At 61.0% G+C, this 19,914-nt stretch carries 22 protein-coding genes and 1 pseudogene; 15 read left to right on the forward strand and 8 right to left on the reverse strand.

Annotated features, from left to right (window positions below; all coding sequences use genetic code 11):
• The first annotated feature begins 74 nt into the window (after positions 1-74).
• From ACS4RS_RS28370 to ppk2, 7 genes are all read left to right on the forward strand, one after another.
• Positions 75-1,028 carry a TIM barrel protein gene (locus tag ACS4RS_RS28370; RefSeq protein ID WP_439012697.1) on the forward strand — a complete coding sequence of 318 codons (954 nt, stop codon included), beginning with the start codon at positions 75-77 and terminating at the stop codon, positions 1,026-1,028.
• 57 nt (positions 1,029-1,085) lie between these two features.
• Positions 1,086-2,318, forward strand: a complete 1,233-nt coding sequence (locus tag ACS4RS_RS28375; protein ID WP_439012698.1) for an extracellular solute-binding protein — start codon at positions 1,086-1,088, stop codon at positions 2,316-2,318.
• Positions 2,319-2,410: 92 nt separating this feature from the next.
• Complete coding sequence (locus ACS4RS_RS28380; protein WP_439012699.1) at positions 2,411-3,298, forward strand: ABC transporter permease subunit; 888 nt, start codon at positions 2,411-2,413, stop codon at positions 3,296-3,298.
• Positions 3,298-4,182, forward strand: coding sequence for an ABC transporter permease subunit (locus ACS4RS_RS28385; RefSeq protein WP_439012700.1), 885 nt, complete (start codon positions 3,298-3,300; stop codon positions 4,180-4,182). The genes ACS4RS_RS28380 and ACS4RS_RS28385 overlap by 1 nt, the downstream gene beginning before the upstream one ends.
• A gap of 7 nt (positions 4,183-4,189) precedes the next feature.
• The gene (locus ACS4RS_RS28390) at positions 4,190-5,272 is read left to right on the forward strand and encodes an ATP-binding cassette domain-containing protein (RefSeq protein ID WP_439012701.1); all 1,083 of its coding nucleotides are present in this window, start codon (positions 4,190-4,192) and stop codon (positions 5,270-5,272) included.
• An 84-nt stretch (positions 5,273-5,356) separates the two neighbouring features.
• Positions 5,357-7,009, forward strand: a complete 1,653-nt coding sequence (locus tag ACS4RS_RS28395; protein ID WP_439012702.1) for a GMC oxidoreductase — start codon at positions 5,357-5,359, stop codon at positions 7,007-7,009.
• 117 nt (positions 7,010-7,126) lie between these two features.
• On the forward strand, positions 7,127-8,041 hold the full coding sequence (gene ppk2 / locus ACS4RS_RS28400; RefSeq protein WP_439012703.1) for a polyphosphate kinase 2: 915 nt from the start codon (positions 7,127-7,129) through the stop codon (positions 8,039-8,041).
• A gap of 115 nt (positions 8,042-8,156) precedes the next feature.
• On the opposite strand, the gene ACS4RS_RS28405 is transcribed toward ppk2, so the two are convergent.
• Positions 8,157-9,032, reverse strand: coding sequence for an aldo/keto reductase family oxidoreductase (locus ACS4RS_RS28405; protein WP_439012704.1), 876 nt, complete (start codon positions 9,030-9,032; stop codon positions 8,157-8,159).
• Positions 9,033-9,128: 96 nt separating this feature from the next.
• Here ACS4RS_RS28405 and ACS4RS_RS28410 point away from each other — a divergent pair, with 96 nt between their 5' ends.
• Complete coding sequence (locus tag ACS4RS_RS28410; protein WP_439012705.1) at positions 9,129-10,040, forward strand: LysR substrate-binding domain-containing protein; 912 nt, start codon at positions 9,129-9,131, stop codon at positions 10,038-10,040.
• 15 nt (positions 10,041-10,055) lie between these two features.
• Here ACS4RS_RS28410 and ACS4RS_RS28415 read toward each other — a convergent pair whose 3' ends face one another.
• The 4 genes from ACS4RS_RS28415 to ACS4RS_RS28430 form a co-directional block, all read right to left on the reverse strand.
• A complete protein-coding gene (locus tag ACS4RS_RS28415; RefSeq protein WP_439012706.1) occupies positions 10,056-10,535 on the reverse strand; it encodes a pyridoxamine 5'-phosphate oxidase family protein in 480 nt (159 codons plus the stop codon).
• A gap of 96 nt (positions 10,536-10,631) precedes the next feature.
• Positions 10,632-10,826, reverse strand: a complete 195-nt coding sequence (locus ACS4RS_RS28420) for a hypothetical protein (RefSeq protein ID WP_439012707.1) — start codon at positions 10,824-10,826, stop codon at positions 10,632-10,634.
• Between the two features lie 161 nt (positions 10,827-10,987).
• On the reverse strand, positions 10,988-11,221 hold the full coding sequence (gene rpsU / locus ACS4RS_RS28425; protein ID WP_439012708.1) for a 30S ribosomal protein S21: 234 nt from the start codon (positions 11,219-11,221) through the stop codon (positions 10,988-10,990).
• 38 nt (positions 11,222-11,259) lie between these two features.
• The gene (locus ACS4RS_RS28430; protein ID WP_439012709.1) at positions 11,260-11,400 is read right to left on the reverse strand and encodes a hypothetical protein; all 141 of its coding nucleotides are present in this window, start codon (positions 11,398-11,400) and stop codon (positions 11,260-11,262) included.
• Between the two features lie 449 nt (positions 11,401-11,849).
• On the opposite strand from ACS4RS_RS28430, the gene ACS4RS_RS28435 reads away from it, so the two are divergent.
• From ACS4RS_RS28435 to ACS4RS_RS28455, 5 genes and pseudogenes are all read left to right on the forward strand, one after another.
• Positions 11,850-12,557: an Ig-like domain-containing protein gene (locus ACS4RS_RS28435; RefSeq protein WP_439012710.1), complete on the forward strand. Its 708-nt coding sequence runs from the start codon at positions 11,850-11,852 to the stop codon at positions 12,555-12,557.
• 149 nt (positions 12,558-12,706) lie between these two features.
• A complete protein-coding gene (locus ACS4RS_RS28440) occupies positions 12,707-12,895 on the forward strand; it encodes a hypothetical protein (protein ID WP_003572146.1) in 189 nt (62 codons plus the stop codon).
• A gap of 452 nt (positions 12,896-13,347) precedes the next feature.
• A pseudogene (locus ACS4RS_RS28445) lies at positions 13,348-14,890 on the forward strand (DUF4153 domain-containing protein).
• Complete coding sequence (locus tag ACS4RS_RS28450) at positions 14,890-15,594, forward strand: response regulator (protein ID WP_449314065.1); 705 nt, start codon at positions 14,890-14,892, stop codon at positions 15,592-15,594. Before ACS4RS_RS28445 ends, ACS4RS_RS28450 begins: the two are co-directional and overlap by 1 nt.
• Positions 15,594-16,613, forward strand: a complete 1,020-nt coding sequence (locus tag ACS4RS_RS28455) for an ATP-binding protein (RefSeq protein ID WP_439012711.1) — start codon at positions 15,594-15,596, stop codon at positions 16,611-16,613. Before ACS4RS_RS28450 ends, ACS4RS_RS28455 begins: the two co-directional genes overlap by 1 nt.
• Before the next feature lie 87 nt (positions 16,614-16,700).
• Here ACS4RS_RS28455 and ACS4RS_RS28460 read toward each other — a convergent pair whose 3' ends face one another.
• Positions 16,701-17,300 (reverse strand): TetR family transcriptional regulator, encoded by a 600-nt coding sequence (locus tag ACS4RS_RS28460; RefSeq protein ID WP_439012712.1) that lies wholly within the window; start codon positions 17,298-17,300, stop codon positions 16,701-16,703.
• A 119-nt stretch (positions 17,301-17,419) separates the two neighbouring features.
• Between ACS4RS_RS28460 and ACS4RS_RS28465 the strand changes: the two genes are divergently transcribed.
• Together ACS4RS_RS28465 and ACS4RS_RS28470 are read left to right on the forward strand one after the other, a co-directional pair.
• Positions 17,420-17,848 carry a tautomerase family protein gene (locus ACS4RS_RS28465; RefSeq protein WP_449314066.1) on the forward strand — a complete coding sequence of 143 codons (429 nt, stop codon included), beginning with the start codon at positions 17,420-17,422 and terminating at the stop codon, positions 17,846-17,848.
• Between the two features lie 77 nt (positions 17,849-17,925).
• Positions 17,926-18,321: a VOC family protein gene (locus ACS4RS_RS28470; protein WP_439012713.1), complete on the forward strand. Its 396-nt coding sequence runs from the start codon at positions 17,926-17,928 to the stop codon at positions 18,319-18,321.
• 42 nt (positions 18,322-18,363) lie between these two features.
• On the opposite strand, the gene ACS4RS_RS28475 is transcribed toward ACS4RS_RS28470, so the two are convergent.
• On the reverse strand, positions 18,364-19,128 hold the full coding sequence (locus ACS4RS_RS28475; RefSeq protein WP_439012714.1) for a glucose 1-dehydrogenase: 765 nt from the start codon (positions 19,126-19,128) through the stop codon (positions 18,364-18,366).
• A 40-nt stretch (positions 19,129-19,168) separates the two neighbouring features.
• Positions 19,169-19,897: an SDR family NAD(P)-dependent oxidoreductase gene (locus tag ACS4RS_RS28480; RefSeq protein WP_439012715.1), complete on the reverse strand. Its 729-nt coding sequence runs from the start codon at positions 19,895-19,897 to the stop codon at positions 19,169-19,171.
• Between the last annotated feature and the right edge of the window lie 17 nt (positions 19,898-19,914).

A 19,914-nucleotide genomic window follows, 5' to 3' on the forward strand; every position in this document is an offset into this window, starting at 1 on the left:
AAATCATGACTTATTGGATGCGGAACTGCTGTTCCGCACGCCGGTGGGTTGTGCCTCGAGAAATGGGATAGATTATGGCTACTGGCGACAGGCTGCGTTTCGGCGTCGATCTCGTGACGTTCTTTCATCCCGGCTTCTGGGGCGTCGATACCGATGATGCGATCGTCGCCTATTCGCGCGAAGAACCGCGCGCCTTCTGGAACAAGATCCTCGACAGCGTCCAGGCCTCCGGCGTAACCGGCGTAGAACTGACTTTTTCGCCCTTCAACTGGCAGGATGCGATCAAGACCTATGGTTCGGTCGACGCTTTCGCAGCCGAGCTGGCAAAACGCGGCCTGACGCTCTGCAGCGGCTTCTTCGCGGAACTGGAGGCGGCGGGCGACTTTGCCGACCCCGAGGCTCAGCGCGCGCTGATCGACAAGGCGGAACGCTATGCCGACTTCCTGAAAGCCTGCGGCAGCGACATCATGGTGATCGGCGCCCCGCTTCGCCAGACGCTCGGCGCCCAGCCGGTGCAGTTTTATGATTTCGACCGCGCCAAGGTGATTGCCGATTTTCTGAACCGGCTCGGTGCGACCCTCTACGCCAGGGGCGTGCGGCTGGCGCTGCATACCGAGGCACATTCGATCTTTGCCGCTGCACGTGACGTCGACCTGATGATGCTTCTGACCGACCCGGCCTACGTGCATATGTGCCCTGACACGGCCCATATCATCGTTGCCGGCTCCGATCCCGTCCAACTCGTCGATCGCCATCACGAGCGGATGATCATCGCCCACTGGAAGGATGCGATCGGCCCCATGCCCGCCGACACGCCGATCGACAAGCATATCCACGATCGCCACCGTCCCTATTTCTGCGGATTCGGGCTCGGGCGAGTCGACTGGCCGGCCTGGATCCGGCTGCTGCGCGACCGGGCCTATGAAGGCTGGGCGATCCTCGAACTCGATGCCGCGCCGGATCCCGTCCGCGACATCGCCAACGGGCTGACGCTCGTCCGGCAGGCTCTCCTGCCGATTTATCGTTGATAAGACTCCCAAGACAACGAACGCCCCGCAAAGAGGGCATTTTCAAGAGGTGGAACAATGAAGACAATGATGAAGCTTTTTCTTGCCGGTGTGGCATTCGCCGGTCTCTTCGCTTCGGCGCATGCTGAAGACAAGCCGACGATCGAGATCATGTCGTCCTGGACGTCGGGCGGCGAAGCGGCGGCCCTCAATGTCATCAAGACCGAGTTCGAAAAGCGCGGCGGCGTCTGGAAGGATTCCTCGATCGCCGGCTTCGGCGCCGCCGATGCGGCGTTCCAGAACCGTATTGTCGCCGGTGACGCGCCCGGCGCCAAGCAGGGCGTCATCGGTCTTGCAGCTGCGGATTTCCTCGGCCAGGGACTGTTCAATCCGATCGACGATGTCGCCACTGCCGGCAAATGGGCCGACGTGTTGCCGAAATCGATCCATGATCTCATCTCTTATGACGGCAAGGTCTATCTCGCGCCGACCGGCGCCCATGGCGAGAGCTGGGTCTTTTATTCAAAGGAAGCCTTCGGCAAGGCCGGCATCGCCGAGGAGCCCAAAACCTGGGACGAGTTCTTCGCCGACTTCGACAAGCTGAAGGCTGCCGGCATCGTTCCCGTTGCCTGGGGCGGCCAGCCCTGGCAGCAGACCAAGGTCTTCAACATGATCCTGCTCTCGCAGGTTGGGATCGACGGCTTCCTGAAGATCTACGTCGACAAGGACAAGAGCCAGGCCTCCATTGACGGCGTCAAGAACACCCTCGAAATTCTCGGCAAGCTGCGCGGCTATGTCGATGCGGGGGCTGCCGGCCGCAACTGGAACGACGCAACAGCCATGCTGATCACCGCCAAGGCCGGCGTCCAGTTCATGGGCGACTGGGCAAAGGGCGAATTCACCGTCGCCGGCAAGGAACCGGGCAAGGATTATGGCTGCATGATCGTGCCGGAGTCCAAGGGCATGGTGTACATCGCCGATTCCCTCTGGTTCCCGAAGACCGGCAATGCTGCGACCGACAAGGCGCAGAAACTTCTCGCCGAAGTCGTCATGGATCCCGAGGTCCAGGTCGAATTCGCTTTGAAGAAGGGCTCGGTTCCGATGCGCACCGATGTCGACAAGTCGAAGCTGGATGTCTGTGCCCAGAAGGGTGTCGAACTGATGGCTTCCGGTGCGATCGTCCCGGATCAGGCAATCGTGCTTACCCCCCAACAGGTCGGCGCGCTCGACGATTTCGTTGACGAATACTGGAGCGGCGGCTCGAACGATGCGGCCTCTGCGGCTGAGAATTTCTTCGCTGTCTTCGAGTAGAATAGTGCCTGCGGCGTCGGGCTAGTCTCGGCGCCGCGGCCGCCGCCGCTGCCTCGCGCCGTGTGCCCCGCTTTCCGTCAACGAGCTGGCCGATGCCCATCAGACGCAAACCCAATCTTTCCGCCACCATCGCCCTGCTGCCGACTTGGTTCGCCGCGGTCGCGGTCTTCATTGGCACCATGGCCTGGTCGATCCGCCTGTCCTTCACCAACTCGACGCTTTTTCCATCCTCGACCTATGTCGGATTTGCGCAGTATTCGAAGCTGTTCTCTTCCGCCAAGTGGCTCGCATCGTTGCAAAACGTGTTGATCTTCGGCGTGCTTTACGTCGCAGGCTGCCTTTTGCTCGGCTTTCTGCTGGCCGCGGCGCTGGATCGCAAGATCCGCTTTGAGAGCGCCTTCAGAACCATATTTCTTTATCCCTACGCCATGTCCTTCGTGGTGACCGGGCTGATCTGGCAATGGATGCTCAATCCGACGCTCGGCATCCAGGCGAGCGTGCGTTCGCTTGGTTGGGAAAGCTTCGTCCTCGACTGGGTGGTCAATCGCGACATGGCGATCTATGCGCTGGTGCTCGCCGGCGTATGGCAGGGTGCGGGACTGGTGATGGTCATTGCGCTTGCCGGCATGCGCGGCATCGAGGCCGAGCAATGGAAGGCGGCGCGCATCGACGGCATTCCCGTCTGGCGCATCTATGTCTCGATCATCCTGCCGCAGCTCGGGCCGGCGCTGGCGGCTGCCGGCATGCTGCTCGCCATGGGAGTGATCAAGACCTACGACATCGTCGTCGCCATGACGAATGGCGGCCCCGGCAATGCGACGGAGGTGCCGGCAAAATTCATCATGGACAATCTGTTCGGGCGCCAGAACCTCGGCCTCGCCACGGCAGGCGCCACGGTGCTTGTCCTCGGCGTCATCATCGCCGTCGCTCCGTTCCGCTACGCGATGCATATGCGCGCCAGAGCGAAGGGAGCCGCGTGATGGCCGGTCTCCATCCGAACGGCCCGAAGCCTGCGCGCCTGACGGCCGGGCGCATCGGCCTCTATGCCTTCCTGGTCGTCGCAGCACTTTTCTTCCTGCTGCCGCTCTATACGATGGTCGTCACCTCGCTGAAATCGATGGACGAAATCCGGCTCGGTCAGATCTTTGCCCTGCCGGCGAGGCTAGATTTCTCTGCCTGGGCCACCGCCTGGTCGGGCGCCTGCATGGGAACCGTCTGTGTCGGTATTCGCAGCGGCTTCTGGAATTCGGTGGCGATCACCCTTCCCGCGATGGCGCTCTCGGTCTTCATCGGCGCCGTCAACGGCTATGCGCTGTCGCTCTGGCGGCCGCGCGGGGCAAATCTGCTCTTCGGCCTGCTGATGGCCGGCGGTCTCATCCCCTATCAGATCTTCCTCTATCCGATGGTCCGGGTGATGGCGAATATCGACCTCTATAATTCGCTCGCCGGCATCATTCTCGTGCATGTCATCTTCGGCCTGCCGCTGGTGACGCTGCTCTTCCGCAACTATTTCGTCAGCGTACCGGAGGAGCTCTGCAAGGCCGCACGCGTCGATGGCGCGGGCTTCTGGCGCATCTTTTTCGAGATCATGCTGCCGATCGCCGTGCCGATGGTGGTGGTGGTCTCCATGCTGCAGTTCACCGGTATCTGGAACGACTTCCTGCTGGGGCTCGTCTTTGCCGGGCGCGACAACCTGCCGATGACCGTGCAGCTCAACAATATCGTCAACACCACGATGGGCGAGCGGACCTACAACGTGAACATGGCGGCGACGATCCTGACCGCCGTCGTTCCGCTCGCCATCTATTTCCTGTCCGGCCGCTGGTTCGTGCGCGGCATCGCCGCCGGCGCAGTCAAGGGGTAACGCTTCCATGCAATCTGCCGTCTCCGTCAAGGACCTGAAGATCGCCTATGGCGACCATACGGTGATCGAGAAGCTGTCGATCGATATCGCCCCGCAGGAATTCCTGGTGCTGCTCGGTCCTTCCGGCTGCGGAAAGTCAACGCTTCTGAGCGCAATTGCCGGCCTCCAGGACATTACATCAGGCGAGGTTTGGATCTCAGGCAAGAACGTCAGCTGGGAGGAGCCGAAGGACCGCGGCATCGGCATGGTCTTCCAGTCCTATGCGCTTTACCCACGCATGTCGGTCCGCAAGAACCTTTCCTTCGGGCTTCGTGTCGCCGGTCTCCCGAAGGCCGAGATCGAAGCGCGTGTCGCCCGCACCGCCGCCCTCCTCCATCTCGACGCGCTGCTCGACAGGCGCCCCGCCGAGCTCTCCGGCGGCCAGCGACAGCGTGTCGCCATCGGCCGGGCGCTGGTGCGGGAAGTCGATGTCTTCCTCTTCGACGAACCGCTGTCGAACCTCGACGCCAAGCTGCGCAACGAATTGCGCGTCGAGATCAAGAAGCTGCATCAGCGCCTCGGCAACACCATGATCTACGTGACCCATGACCAGGTCGAGGCGCTGACGCTTGCCGACCGTATCGCCATCATGCGCGACGGCCTGATCCAGCAGCTCGCCTCGCCGGCCGAGATCTACCGCCGCCCGGCCAATCTCTTCGTCGCCGGTTTCATCGGCGCGCCAGCGATGAATTTCGTCGAGGGCCGGATCGAGGGCAGCGGCGTCTCGCCGGTCTTCCGGAGCAAGGGGCTCGCCGTCGAGCTCTCCGGCTATGCCTTTAGCGCCGGCGCGGCGGAAGGACCGGCCACACTCGGCTTTCGCCCTGAGCACCTCGTACTCGATGGGGCAGCAAGCCGCCTGCCCATCATTCCCGGCCGCGTTTCCGTCGTCGAGCCGATGGGGTCGGACGCCGTCATCTGGTTCGACTGGGCCGATCAAAGCCTCTCGCTGAGGCTGATGGGCGACGTGGATCTGCAGCCGGGCGACGCCGTGGCTCCCGGGCTCGATATCGCCAAGGCGTCGCTCTTCGGCGCCGATGGATCGCGGCTCTGATGCGCCGCGCCTTTGGTTTCTCGCAATTGCCGCCGCGCTGCGCGCCGTTTTGAGCAATTGCTCCAGGACAGGATTTGGAAAGACATGTCTGAGATCGTTTATGATGCGCTGGTGATCGGCTCCGGCGCGGCGGGTTCTTTCGCGGTTAAAGAACTGACGGCGCACGGACTTTCGGTGCTGCTTCTGGAGGCCGGGCCTGCCGTCGGACCTCAAGATTTCGACCCTGCGCGCAAGAAGGCGCCCGCCAGCAGCATCAATATCTGGGAGCGCGCGCGGGCCACCATCAAGGGCCAGCCGATCCAGGCGCGGGCCGCCTTTTTTACCGAGCGCTTCAGCCACTTCTTCGTCAACGACCGCAAGAATCCCTATACGACGCCGAAGGGCGAGCCTTTCCTGTGGATCCGCGGTCGCCAGGGCGGCGGGCGTCTGCACAGTTTCGGCCGCGTGCTGCTGCGCTGGACCGATGACGACTTCAAGATCCGGTCGCGCTCCGGAAAGGGCGTGGACTGGCCGCTCTCCTATGACGAGCTCACGCCTTTTTACGACGAGGTGGAAACCTATCTCGGGCTCTACGGCAACAAGGATGATGTGCCGACCCTACCGGATGGCATCTATGCTAGGCCTGCAGGCCTGACGCCCGCCGAGGAGGTCTTCAAGCAGGCGGTCGAAAGCCGCTGGCCGGAGCGGCATGTCGTTTCCTGGCGCTACATCGCGCCGGACGCCGAACGCATGCCGCTTTCGCTCAGGGACGCCAAGGCCACCGGCCGGCTGACGGTCCGCTACGACGCCGTCGTTCGCCGCATCACCACCGACGAGAAAACCGGCCGCGCCACCGGCGCGGAATTCATCGATCGCAATACGGGGCAAGTATCGACCGCCCGTGCCGCGACGGTGGTTCTCTCCGCATCGCCGATCGAGAGCGTGCGGCTGCTCCTCAATTCGGCTTCGGCAAGACATCCTGATGGGCTTGGAAACAGCTCGGGCGTCCTCGGCCGCTATTTCATGGACCAGCTTCCCTGCCTCGCCTTCGGTTCCTTTTCGAAGGCGAGGGGCTGGGCGCACGATGAATCCGCTCCGATCGACCCGTTCTACAATCCGTCGGGCGGGATCTTCATCCCCCGCTTCGGCGAGGGTGATGCCGCCCGCGGCGATTTCGATTACCAGGGCAGCGTTGGCCGGGCGCCGGTCTCCGATAATGCCGATGCTCGTCTCGCCTTTTTCGGCTTCGGCCGAATGCTGCCCTATGCCGACAATCGCATCACGCTGGATGGCAGGCGCAAGGACGCCTGGAACATTCCCGTGCCGCATATCCGCTGCGTCATGCATGCGGAGGAGCAGGCGCTGCTTCGCCGGCAGGAGGAGACATTGATCGCCATGATCGGGGACGTCGGCGGCGAGCTCGAATTCATCGGCTCGCCCACCGGTCTCAAGGAGATGGGCAAGGGCGCCTTTCCCGACGCCGATGCCTTCAGCCGCTTCGTGTTTCGCACATGGTTCCGCAAGACCATGTGCATGGGCGCGGCAATCCATGAAACCGGCGGTGCGCGCATGGGCGAAAACCCGGAGGCGTCGGTGCTCAACCCCTACAGCCAGGTCTGGGATGCCCCTAACCTGATCGTGACCGACGCCAGCGCCTTCCCCGGCAGCGGCATCGCCGGCACGACGCTCACCGTCATGGCCCTGACGATCCGCGCGTGCCGAAATCTTGTCGACCGGTATCGGGCTGGGCAGCTCTAAGGCGCTTGGAACGCTTGGAACGACAGACGCGGGTAATCGTTTCAGCTTCGATCAGTGGTCGTCATATAACCTTCGCACTGACATGCTCCTGTCAACGGAAGCAGGAAGGAAAAACTCATGTCGCAATCACATCAGGACCAGCTCAACCGGATAAAGGCCGAAATCGCCGACAGCTTCGATGAGGAGCTGGAGATGCAGCTGGAGGAGGACCGGCTGGACGATCTGGTCGCCGAAGGAATGTCGGAACCGGCCGAGCAGACGCTCGAGCGAAAGATCTACTTCCGCGAACTTTTCCGGCTGCAGCACGAACTGGTGCGGCTGCAGGATTGGGTTCAGCACAAGAAGCTGAAGGTCGTCGTGCTTTTCGAGGGCCGGGATTCGGCTGGCAAGGGCGGCGCGATCAAACGCGTCACCCAGAGGCTCAATCCGCGCGTCTGCAGGACGGTTGCGCTGCCTGCCCCGACGGAGCGCGAGCGCCATCAATGGTATTTCCAGCGCTATGTCCCGCATCTCCCGACCGCCGGCGAGATCGTGCTCTTCGACCGAAGCTGGTACAACCGCGCCGGCGTCGAGCGCGTGATGGGGTTTTGCACCCCTGACGAACTTGAGGAGTTCTTCCGCTCGGTGCCCGAATTCGAGCGGATGCTGGTCCGTTCCGGAATCGTGCTGATCAAATACTGGTTTTCGATCACCGACGAGGAGCAGGAATTCCGTTTCAAGATGCGCATCCACGACCCGCTGAAGCAATGGAAGCTTTCGCCGATGGACATGGAAAGCCGTGTCCATTGGGAGGAATACACCAAGGCCAAGGAAGAAATGCTGACCCGCACGCACAGCAAGGATGCACCCTGGTGGGTGGTACAGGCGGTGGACAAGAAACGGGCGCGGTTGAATTGCATCGCCCATCTTCTCGAACAGATCCCTTACGAGGATGTCCCCAAACCGCAAATCGAGCTGCCGGATCGCATCCGCCATGCAGATTACAACAGGGCGCCGGTTCCGTCTGAAATGCTCGTGCCGGAGCGCTATTGAAGGTATAACTCTACCGGCCTTCACGGTCGGAGATGATGCGCGGATTCCAGCTTCGCCGATGCTTTCGGCTATCGCTACACCACGTGTAGCGATAGCGCGCGGCGTTTGAATGCGATCAGGCGGCGATGTTTCCGATTTGGTTGAGTTCGTCGATAGCCTCATCCGGCAGAACAAGCGCGGGAGCGGCGAGGTTCTCCTTCAGATGGCCGACGGACGAGGTGCCGGGGATCAGCAGGATGTTCGGCGCGCGGCGTAGCAGCCAGGCGAGTGCCACCTGCATGGGCGTGGCATCAAGGCGTGCGGCGACATCGGACAGGGTGGAGGACTGCAGCGGGGTGAAGCCGCCGAGCGGGAAGAAGGGCACGTAAGCGGTGCCATCGCGGGCGAGCTCGTCGATCAGGCGATCGTCGGCCCGATGCGCAAGATTATACTGGTTCTGCACGCAGACGATCTCGGTAATCCCGCGGCCTTCGGCGATCTGCTTCGATGTGGCGTTGCTCAAGCCCACGTGACGGACCAAGCCCTGCCGCTGGAGATCGGCAAGCACCGTCAGGGGTGCTTCTATCGAGCCTTCGGCAGGCCCATGAACGTCGAACATGATCCTGAGGTTGACGACGTCAAGCATCTCAAGCCCTAAATTGCGAAGATTGTCGTGGACTGCCGCCGTCAGCTCTTCCGGCGAAAAGGCAGGGATCCATGATCCATCCGCGCCGCGCCGTGCGCCGAGCTTGGTGACGATGACGAGGTCGTCGCGATAGGGGTGCAACGCTTCACGGATGAGCTGGTTGGTGACGTGCGGACCATAGAAATCGCTGGTGTCGACGTGGTTTACGCCGCTCTCAAACGCCTCGCGCAACACGGCCAAGGCCGCGCCATGATCTTTGGGCGGGCCAAAGACGCCGGGCCCGGCAAGCTGCATGGCGCCGTAGCCGAGCCGCTTCACGTTGCGGTCACCGAGTTTGAAGGTTCCGGACTGATCGATGATGGACATGATCTCACTCCTTTCAAGAGATGACGCGAAGATAGGCGTTGTCGGCGCGCGTGATAATTCGCTACAATCCGCACGGGCTGTGCGGAGTGGCGAACAGTGAAAGTCGATTTGGGCGATCTCAATGCCTTCGTTGCGGTGGCGCGGGCCGGCGGTTTTCGCGAGGGCGCGCGCGCAAGCGGCAACAGCGCCTCCTTTCTCAGCGAGGCGGTCCGCCGTCTGGAGGCTGAGCTCGGTGTCAGGCTCTTCAACCGCACGACACGCAGCGTCGTTCCGACCGAAGCGGGCAAAGGCTTGCTGGAGCGGCTCGGCCCTGCGCTGACCGAGGTGGAGTCTGCGCTCGACGTGGTCAACGGATTTCGCGATAGGCCGGCTGGCTCGTTGCGGCTCAATGTGCCGGTCAGCGCGGCGCGGCTGGTGCTGCCCGCCATCGTTTCGCCATTCCTTGCCGCCTATCCCGACATTCGCCTCGAGGTGATTACCGAGGAAAGTTTCGTGGACGTGCTGGCTGCCGGGTGCGATGCCGGCATCCGCTACGACGAGCGGCTGGAGCAGGATATGATTGCCGTGCCGATCGGGCCGCGTGTCCAGCGCTTCGCCACCGCCGCCTCTCCTGTCTATCTCGACCGCCATGGCCGGCCCCAGCATCCGAGCGAGCTGCTCGGCCATGCCTGTCTGTTGGGCCGTTTTGGCAGTGGCGCGCTGACGACGCCATGGGAGTTCGAGCGAGAGGGTGAGGTAGTGCGGGTCGAGCCATCAGGACCACTGATCGTCAGGGTCGGCGGGGCGACCGATCTGACCATCGACGCAGCGATCTCAGGCACAGGAATCATCTGCGTTTTCGAGGACTGGCTGCGCCCGTATTTCGAGAGCGGCGCTCTCGAGCCCATCCTCGAACCATGGTGGCAGCGCTTTTCCGGGCCGTTCCTCTATTACCCCGGACGCCGGCTGGTGCCAGCGCCACTCAGGGCATTTATCGATTTCGTCAAGGCCTCGGCCAAGCAGGCTTGAACAGCGCTTGATCCGTCAAAGCTTGACCTCGGCGTTATCGCCCATATCGGGCTTGCTGTTCGAGACCGCTGCAGCTGCCATTTTGATATAGCTGATGATGGTGCCCGGGCTGTCCCAATATTCCGCCGAGGACGGAGTAATCTTGAGGATGCGGATGGAGGGATCGTCGGGATTGTCCCACCACGCCTTGGCCGGCGTCGCCCATAATTCCCTGATCTTCTCGCGGTCGTTTTGCACCTCGGCAGTACCCGACACGGAAACGTATTTCTGCCCCTTGGTGTCGGCAAAGGCGAGGCCCACATTTGGCCAGCGGGCAATCTCCTCGTCTTTGTGGCTAGCCACATCGGTCAGAAAATAGACCGCGTTCTCTAGCTGTGCAGTATAGGCGGACATCGGGCGGGCACGCAGATCGTCACCGCTGCGGGTCGTCAGCATGCAAAACCCTATTCTGTCGATCAGTTCCCATACCCGTGTCGCATCATTATGCTCGGCCATCGTCATCTCCATTTGTGCAAGAGGAGACGAGGTAACCATTTGCCGGGGCCAATGTTCCGCTTACTCGGCCACTGACACCGTCCCTGCGCTTGTTCCTCAATGCACGCTTGGGGTTTCCATGGCCATTGCGAAGTCTTCAGCGACCAGTTCGCTGACGGCGATGAGGATTTCCTCGCGGGAAAAGCCTGAGGTCAATGCGCGTTGAATAAGATCTTGCAGATCCGGCTCCACGACATCGCGGCAATCCTCGAGGCGCTCTTCTGAAACGGTGAGGCTATTCAATTCGTCCATTGTCTGTCCTTTCCGGGGAATGTAACTGTCGGAGCTCGGCAAGGCCGGCCAAGATGGCCGCTAGAGCATTTCCGTTTTTCTCCGAATCACGGAGACGCTCTAATTTTTCTGTTCTCACGCAACTCCGGACGCAAAACTGCTACGCACTTTCTGGAATTTCGCTAACCGGCGGCCCTCCGCTTCGGCCCGGCGATCAGGCCTTCACGCTGCAACTTTTTGCGTTCCGCCTTGCGCTGCCGGCTGACGGCTTGCGCCTTTTCCCTGACGCGCCGTTCGGAGGGCTTCTCATAGGCGCGCCGTTCCTTCATTTCGCGGAACAGCCCTTCGCGCTGCATTTTCTTTTTCAAAACCCTGAGGGCCTGATCGACGTTGTTGTCTCTGACAAGTACCTGCAATTCGAATTCTCCTATGTAAGGGACGCTTAGCCGAGCTGCTAGGCGATAAGCGCCTGCAATTCGCGGCGGGTGAGAAGGCAGGGAGATGGCTTCCAAGCCTTGGCAACGCGGCGGTCGGCCTCGTCACCCTCACGCGACTTCACCGCCGCAATTGCGGTGGCTATATTTGTATCGTTCAAAAAGAAATCCTTTACGGGCCATTGCCGGGCTTCATCGATTGTTGTGGATTTGACCATCGCGCTGCCTCAAGGGCGTGCGCCGATTCAGCCGATGTACAAGCGTCTCGTTCACAAGCCGGCGACAGCTTCGATATCCGCTTTAGCCCTAAAATAGTTGGCGGAGCGTGCGATTGCAACAGCTGACCCAACGGCTCGGTTTCAGGGCCCGGAATCATCCTTAGATATATTCATTGCCGATGTTCAAGTTAGCCGGGTATAGATTCGCTCGATTTTTCTTCAATTTGGCATGAAATCGAAATTATTCGCCCACGAATTAAGCAACGCCCAAATCGGTGATGAAATTAACCTTTCGTTAAATAGCCCATTGACTTGCAGTATTAATAGGTTGTTAAAGGAGCCGCTCGCTGAGGTCGAAACTGACGCGTTTATAATAATTTTAGGAGAGAGCGATGGCTTCGCCGATACACGCAACCGATGATAGTGCAACATTTCTAGAAACAGACGTTATTTCCGGAAATCTGCTTTCCAACGATACATCCGATAATGGCCACCTGTTCCTGCGCGCCTTCGACGGCGAGACCGTTGGGGCCAAGAGCGGCAACAGCCAGATCACCGAGATCCATGGCGACTACGGCACGTTCTTCGTCAAGCCGGACGGCAGCTATACCTATGTCCTGAGCGACGCCGCCAAAATCGGCTTCGCCAACGGCGAATCGTACCAGGAAAAGGTCTCCTACAAGATCTCCGACGGCAGCGGTCACACCGATGTCGGCCTGTTCACCCTGAACATCCAGGGTGTAACCCAGGTCAAGCCGATCGCGGTTGATGATGTCTACAGCTTCACCGAAGGCCATGCCATTGGTGGCAACGTTCTGGACAACGACATTGCCGGCGACAACGGCAAGATGTTTCTCCGTCAGTTCCTGACCACCCAGGTCGACGCCAAGGCTGACGCTGTAACAGACGTTGCCGGCACCTACGGCACGTTCCATGTCAAGTCGGATGGCACGTTCACCTACGATCTGAACACCGATCTGAATGACGGTCAGACCTACACGGAAGTTCTCCGTTACTACAAGATCTCCGACGGCGAAGGCCACACGGACACTGCCAAGGTGACGCTCAACATCACCGGCACGGACGCTCATATCGCCTGATCAGCGGCGATAGGTCAGTAGACATGACGCCTGCCGCGCAATCGGCGGGCGTTTTCGTATGCTTGGCTTATTCGGCCGGGTATAATTCTTTTTAGCTAGTTCTTATAAATGCCGGGGAAGCGTAGTCTCGAAGTTCGGAGGACACGCCCTTGACCGAACACATCGAACCCAAGCAAATTGAGACCGATGATTTGACGAAAGTCTGGTCGGTAACCGAGTACTGCGCGCGCCATCGGATAGATGCCGAGGAACAGGCGCTGTTGCTCAAACTCTTCGGGCCATTCGCTACAGCCTGCGAACTGCTTCACAATGCCAAGCGCGCACCACGATTTAGATGAGTCTTGTCTATTCCATTTGATCTTCTCGCACACGCCAACTCGTCGGCGAACGAGGCTGCCAGACATCGCGTGACTGGGTGACGCCCGGCCACTCCGACTGCTGAAAAAAGCGCGGCGCCATTCCACGCGAATGGGCAGCGCCTGCCGCGAGAAGCGTGAATGACAAGCCGTCTTCACGATCGGCCGTGAGCCTTTCCGTATCTTCACGTCCCCGAAGATTCCTGAATTGCTCCTCACCCTCTGCACAAAATCTGCAATCCGGCGCGGCATGTTTCCGCCATGAGCAAGAACGACATCCCGCCTCGCGTCACAGTAACCGCTTTGCCGGATCGCCTCCGCAATGACGGATGGTGGTTGACGGCCACGGGCGGGCCGCATGCGAACCCTTCCGCGCCGGCGCTGGTCAACATGCTCGTCGTGATCGAAAAGCGGCATGCACGAGAGGAGCGCCGATGGACACAACCCAAACCCTGATAGAACCGATGCCCGCTAGGCGTGGCAGCGGCCGCATTGCCACGTTGTTTGCAATCATGGCACTGGCAGATTTTCTGATCTTCGGCCGGCAGCCCGGCATAGGCCTTTTCCTCCTGGCACTTGCCGTCTGCGCCGGCATTCTGCTCTCGGCAAAGAAGAGGCCGCCGCCTTTGACGGCGGCGCTGCTGCTCGGCTTTTCGATCCTGGCTTCGGCACCGTTGCTGGAAGCGCCCTCATTCACGGGCGTTGCCCTTTGCCTCGGTGCTCTGCTGTCGGTTGCCCTCGCCGCAGCCAGGCTCCTGCCGCGGCCTCACCCGCCTGCCCCTGGTCTTCTTCCGTTTCGCCCTCATCATTCCCCTGCGGCTTGCGGGGGATGTCAGGCAATATCTTTCGAGACCCGCCAAACGTTTCTCTTTCACCGTGGTCCGACAGGGCGTCGGCCTCTGGACCATGCCGCTCATCCTTGCGGCGGTCTTCGTATCTCTCTTTGCAACGGCAAACCCGCTTATTGAAGTCGCGCTGCGCAGTATTGATTTTGCCGTTCTGCTGCAGTATCTCGATCTTTGGCGGATCGGCTTCTGGATGATAACAGCCGCTGTCGTCTGGGCGATGTTGCGGCCGCGCCTGAAGCGTCGCGCCAAGAGGTCGCCGGCCGGCAGGACGTTGATGACCGTGCCCACCAGGAATGCGCCGTTCGGCCATGCCTCGCTCCTGCGGTCGCTCTTCCTGTTCAACGCGATCTTTGCCGTGCAGACGCTTCTCGATCTCGTCTATCTCTGGGGCGGCGCAGATCTGCCCGAGCACATGAGCCATGCCGAATATGCTCATCGCGGCGCCTATCCGCTGATTGCCACAGCGCTTCTTGCCGCAGCTTTCGTCCTCGTCGCCATGCGGCGCGGCGGCCCCGGTGATCATAGCGCGCTGATCCGCGGGCTCGTTCACGCCTGGATCGGCCAGAATGTCCTGCTCTGCCTGTCCTCGATGCTGCGGCTCGGGCTTTATGTCGAGGTCTATTCGCTGACCGAACTGCGTGTCGCCGCCGGTCTCTGGATGGGTATCGTCGCCATCGGCCTTGTCTTGATCCTGCTGCGCATTCTGCTCAACCGATCCAATGAGTGGCTGGTCGCTGCGAACCTTGCCTCTCTCCTTTTGTTTCTCTACATCGGTTCCTTCGTCGATTTTTCGGCTTTCATCGCTCGTTTCAATGTCGCCCACAGCCAGGAGATCAGCCAGGAAGGTCCGCCGCTCGACCTTTTTTATCTCTCCTCGCTCGGTCCCTCCGTCATTCCGGACCTCGATCTCTATCTCCAGAAGCTGCCGAGCCACCTGATCGACCAAAGGAGCAAAGCGGTGACAGTTCGCTTTTACCTCGTCAGGGATTTTGAGATGCACCCGCGCGACTGGCGGAGCTGGACCTTTCGGTCTGCACGGCTTGAGACCTATCTTCTACCCCCTGCAGCCATTGCAAGAGGGAACGAGAACGATGACAACAAGCAGGACAAACCAACACAGGACCGCTGATGGCGCCCCGCATTCTTGTCGTCGATGACGAACCTCACATCCGCGATGTGATCTGCTTCGCTCTTGAGCGTGCCGGTCTGATATCGACAGCCGTTCGCAACGGCACCGACGCGATGGCGGCCTTCCGCCGGGGCAATATCGATCTAATCATTCTCGATATCGGCATGGCCGATATGGATGGTCTTGAGGTCTGCCGCCAGATCCGCAAGACATCGGGATTGCCGATCCTGTTTCTTTCTGCGCGCGACGAGGAGATCGACAGGGTGCTGGGTTTGGAAATCGGCGGGGATGATTATGTCACCAAGCCGTTCAGCCCGCGCGAACTCGTCGCCAGGGTCAAGGCGATCTTGAAGCGCAGCGGCAATGAAGCGGGGCCTGAGCGGCGCGGCGCCATCCTTGTCGCCGGCGAACTCAGCCTGGATCGCCAAGGCAGGACGGTCATGTTCGGGGACAGCGCCATCTCGATGACGGTGCTCGAATTCGCCATCCTGGAGGCATTGTTGTCACGCCCCGACATGGTCTTCAGCCGCGAACGACTGATGGAGGCGGCCTATGGCACCGGAACCTATGTCGCCGACCGGACGATCGACAGCCATATCCGCAACATCAGGGCCAAGTTCCTGGCGGCCGGCGGCCAGGGGATCATCGCGACGGTTCACGGCATCGGCTTCAAACTCGGCAGTGAAAACGGGAGGAAGGCCTGATGCCGGCACTGAAAGTCAGGACGAAATGGCGCCCGACGCTGGCGCTGATCGTCTATGTCGTACTTCTCGCCGTCATGGCGCTGCCGATCCTGATCGTCATCTGGTTTCGCGCCGTCGAGGCGAGTTCGCACCGGATGGCGCCGGCGGAAATCGCCGCTCTCGCGGTTGTCGCCATGCTGACGCTCGCCATTGCCTATGTGTTGACGCGCACGATCACCGGCCCGATCGACGCCTTGATCGCCCGCACGGAAGAGATCGCCCGCGGCGGCAAGGGGGCAATCCGGCCGCTTGAAAGCTATGGAACGCGCGAGATCGCAGTGCTGTCGCAAAGCTTCCTCGATCTTGCCGGAAAACTGGTCGATCGCACCGAATATGTCGGCTCCTTTGCCGCCCATGTCTCCCACGAACTGAAATCGCCGCTGACGGCCATTCGCGGTGCGGCGGAGCTTTTGCGCGACGACGATGTCGATAGGCCGATGACGAAGGCGCAGCGTTTGCACTTTCTCGATAATATCGTCGCCGATGCAGCCCGGCTCGATGCGCTGTTGCAGCGGTTGAGAGAACTTGCGCAAGCGGAAACCCCAGTAGCCGAGGGCAAAAGCAGCATCATGGACATCCTGCCCGCGCTGCGCGGTCAATTCCCCGCCCTTAATATTTCCGGGAAAGGCGATACGGAGATATCAGTTGCTCTTCCCCGGGAAGCGGCCGGTATCGTCTTCGCCAACCTCGCCGAGAATGCCCTTCAGCAAGGCGCCACGCTGTTGGAACTGAGCGTGTCGGCCGATGACCGGACAACCGTTATCCTAGTCCGTGACGACGGCGGCGGTATTTCCGAGGCAAATCGCCAACGTATCTTTCAGCCGTTCTTTTCAACCCGCCGCGAACAAGGCGGCACCGGCATGGGCCTCGGCATCGTTCGCGCCATGCTGGGCGCCCATGGCGGTACGATCCGCCTGCTGCAGACGGCCGGCGCAGGAGCCGAGTTCGAAATCACCATACCCCGTATAGTTCTCGCATGATTGGGAAGAGATTCCCTTGTGTCCGAAGGTTGTTCCCACGTTGGCCTTCTGGACCTGATGCCGACCGCAGGCTCGTAAGCAAGCGGATCAGTCGTGAGGTTTTATTGCCGTCAACGCCGCCTGCGCGATGATATCTGCAATGCGTTCGGACAGCGCCGGGTCGGACACGGCGCGCGCAAGAGTGACACCGCCGCTCAGCATAGCGAGAAGCAGGATCGCCTGATCTTCCCGGCTTGTTTCGGATCGGCCCTCCATCTTGTGCTCCGGCAGGCCGGCGGCGACTTCTTCGACGAGGCGTTTGATCTCTGCCGTATAGGCGCTTCGCGTTTCATCATCAGCGCGCATCACGTCGGGTGAAAGGCTCGGCAGAGCACAGCTCTCGCCTAAATCGCAGGTTCTTTTATAGCCGAGATAGTAGCTGACGAACGTCGGCAGCCAGTCTTTCGGCTGATTGGTCTTCAGCGCGGCGATACCGTGCCGCAGCTCTTCGAGCCCCTCCAGCACGGCTGTGCGAAAGGCTTCGGCCTTCGATTTGAAATGTCCGTAGAAAGCGCCATTCGTCACGCCGGCGGCTTTCGTCAGGGCGTCGATTCCGGCGCCGCCATAACCGTCCTTGCGAAAGATCTGTCCCGCGGCTGCGATGACGCGAGCCCGGGTTTCCAGTTTGTGTTCGGCGCTATAACGCATGAAAACCCCATTTAGAGAGTGAACACTCTTTATTGCTTGCTAAGAGAGTGATCGGTGTGTATTCATAAAGAGTGATCGGTATATCAGAAGCCGTCACGATTCAAAGAGGGAGATATCCGATGCCTATCACACTCACCGTGCCGGAAGGGCTGCTCTCGCCGGAGGCCCAGGCGCAAGCCTTTGCCGGATTGACGGACGCCTTGCTTGATGTCGCCGGTTTGACCGGCAACGCTTTCATGACCGCCAATGTCATTGGCACCATCAACGTGCTGCCGCGCGAGCACGTGCTGGCGGCGGGAAAGCCGATCGCCGCAGCGTTCGTCGAACTTAAATTGCCGGAGGTCGCGCTGGCGAGCGCCGAAGCGAAGCAGGCCTTCATCGAAAAAGCCGCCGATGTCGTCGAGCAGGCCGCCGAAGGCCGGCTCAAGCGCGAGCATATATGGTCGAACATCGTTTATGCCCCCGAGGGTGCGTGGGGAATTGCCGGCGACAGTTACAGCAATGCCGACTTCGTCGGCGCCATCCAGGGTGCGGCCACCGCGTTGTAATGATTGCGGCGCATCTGTGAAACCTCAGACCTGACACAGCAATGCGCCGCCATCCGGCGGCGCGACGGAGCCAGCCCATGCAACTTGCCAACTATCTGTTCTTTTCCACTGGCTGCGAGGAGGCGCTCGCCTTTTATGCCGAATGCGGGCTTGGCCGGGTCACGCTATTGAAGCGCCACGGCGCAGATGAAATGCCCGTTGCCAGCGAAGCCATGTGGGGCAAGGTGATGCATGCGCGTTTCGAAGGACCAGGCATTCTGTTCTTCGCCTCCGACAATCACGATGCCGAGCCGATGCGAGGCTCCGCCCATATGCTGATCATGGATCACCGCGACAAGACCGAGTGGCTTTTCGCCCGGCTTGCCGACGGCGGCAGGATAACGACGACGCTGGCGGTCCAGCCATGGGGGAGCTATTACGGCAAGCTCACCGATCGTTTTGGCGTCCAGTGGATGCTCGATTGTCTGGCGTGAGCATATGCAGCGGCGGGCGCCCTCCCGCTCAATGTCCGGTCATCACCGCGTGGTATAGCCGCCATCAATGACAAGCACTTCGCCGGTCACGTAGCTTGCCGCCGCCGAGCAGAGAAACAGGGCAGCACTGGCAACCTCCTCCGGCTGCCCGACGCGTCCCATTGGGGTCATGTTGCGCCAGATCGGAAACCAGTCGGGATTATCGATGCCGCCGCGCGACAGATCAGTCTCGATATAGCCGGGCGCGATGGCGTTGACGCGGATATTCTCGGCGGCGACTTCGCTTGCCAGGCTCTTGGTCATCATATGAACCGCCGCCTTGGAGCTGTTGTAGGCGACCTGGTTCTGCGGAATGTTGGAGACGATGCCCGAAATCGAGCCGATATTGAGGATAACGCCGCCGCCCTGGCGCCGCATCGGGGCGAGTGCCGCGCGGCAGGCGCGGAAGACGGCGTCGACATTGACGGTCATGATCTCGCGCCAGATGGCATCGGAGAATTCGCCGCTGTCGCCATGAACGGCGATGCCGGCATTGTTGACGAGGATGTCGAGCCGGCCCGCCCTTGAGAGCGTCTCGGTGACGAGCGCGTCGGCGGCATCGTCTTTCGTCAGGTCGGCGGCGATGAAATCGCAATCGACACCGGCCTTGGCGAGCCGGTCTTCCGCCGCCGCATTGCGGGTCCTTCCCGTGATGACAACTTTGGCGCCGGCCTCGCCGAGCGCTTCGGCTATCGCAAGCCCGATGCCGCGCGTGCCGCCGGTTACCAGCGCCACCTGCCCGCCCAGGCGAAATCTATCGAAGATCATGGCGGTTCCTTTCTGGTTTTGCGAAAGCGGCAAGCGCTCGTCATATGTCGGTACTCTGCGGCAGGATGACGAGATCGCGGATTGTAACGTTGCGCGGGCGCGTCAGCATGAAGAGCACCGCCTCGGCCACTTCCTTCGGCTCCATCAAACCGCCGGCGGCAAGTGCCTCATCCAGCTTCTCCTGCGGCCAATCGCTCAAAAGGGCAGTGACCACGGGGCCTGGTGCGACCGCCCCGACGCGGAGGCCATGCTTTGACACCTGCCGCCGCAGCGTATGGACGAAGGCCTGCACCGCATGTTTGGAGGCTGTGTAGATCGGCTCCCACACCACGGGAACCAGACCGGCGACGGAGCTCGTCAGGATGATATCCCCGGTCTTGCGCTCGACCATATGGGGCAAGACGGCATGCACCGAACGGAATGCGGCGTTGACGTTCAGATTGAGCATCCGGTCCCAGGCGTCGGGGTCGCCGCCAAGTACCTCGCCGCCGATATAGGAGCCGGCATTGGCGTGGAAAATATCCAGTTGGCCGGCCTTCGCCAGGATCTCCGGCATCATCCGCGCCACGCTTTCCGGATCGGTGAGATCGATGAGCAGCGGAATGGCATTGGCGCCAAGCCTTGAGCAGATTTCCTGCAAGGCCTCCTCATTGCGGTCGACCAATACCACCCGGGCGCCGGCGGCAAGCAGGGCCCTGGCGCATTCCAGGCCGATACCCGATGCCGCTCCGGTGACGGCCGCGACTTTTCCAGACAGATCCTGTCTCATGTTCTTCCTCTGTTTTC

This window comes from Rhizobium sp. F40D2, assembly GCF_051810745.2.
GTDB lineage: Bacteria > Pseudomonadota > Alphaproteobacteria > Rhizobiales > Rhizobiaceae > Rhizobium.